The sequence below is a fragment of the Pseudomonas juntendi genome, from assembly GCF_009932375.1.
Classification (GTDB): domain Bacteria; phylum Pseudomonadota; class Gammaproteobacteria; order Pseudomonadales; family Pseudomonadaceae; genus Aquipseudomonas; species Aquipseudomonas juntendi.
The window spans coordinates 1-468 of record NZ_BLJG01000395.1; the positions used below are offsets into that span (position 1 = coordinate 1).

At 64.7% G+C, this 468-nt stretch carries 1 protein-coding gene; it reads left to right on the plus strand.

The annotated features are described in order from the left end of the window. The coding region (locus GYA94_RS26280) for an aminotransferase class III-fold pyridoxal phosphate-dependent enzyme (RefSeq protein WP_161893417.1) at positions 1–468 on the plus strand (468 nt) is incomplete at both ends.

Below are 468 nucleotides of genomic sequence, written 5' to 3' on the forward strand. Positions count from 1 at the left end.
AGCCGTACTGGTTCGGCGAAGGCGGCGACATGACGGCGGACGAATTCGGGGTGTGGGCTGCCGAACAGCTGGAGCAGAAAATTCTGGAGGTCGGCGAGGACAACGTTGCCGCGTTCATCGCCGAGCCCATCCAGGGGGCCGGCGGCGTGATCATCCCGCCTGAGACCTACTGGCCGAAGGTGAAGGAGATTCTGGCCCGTTACGACATCCTGTTCGTCGCCGACGAAGTGATCTGCGGTTTCGGCCGGACCGGCGAGTGGTTCGGTTCCGACTACTACGGGCTGCAGCCCGACCTGATGACCATCGCCAAGGGCCTGACCTCCGGGTACATCCCCATGGGCGGGGTGATCGTGCGGGACACCGTGGCCAAGGTCATCAGCGAAGGGGGTGAGTTCAACCACGGTTTCACCTATTCGGGCCACCCGGTGGCCGCCGCCGTAGGCCTGGAAAACCTGCGCATCCTGCGCG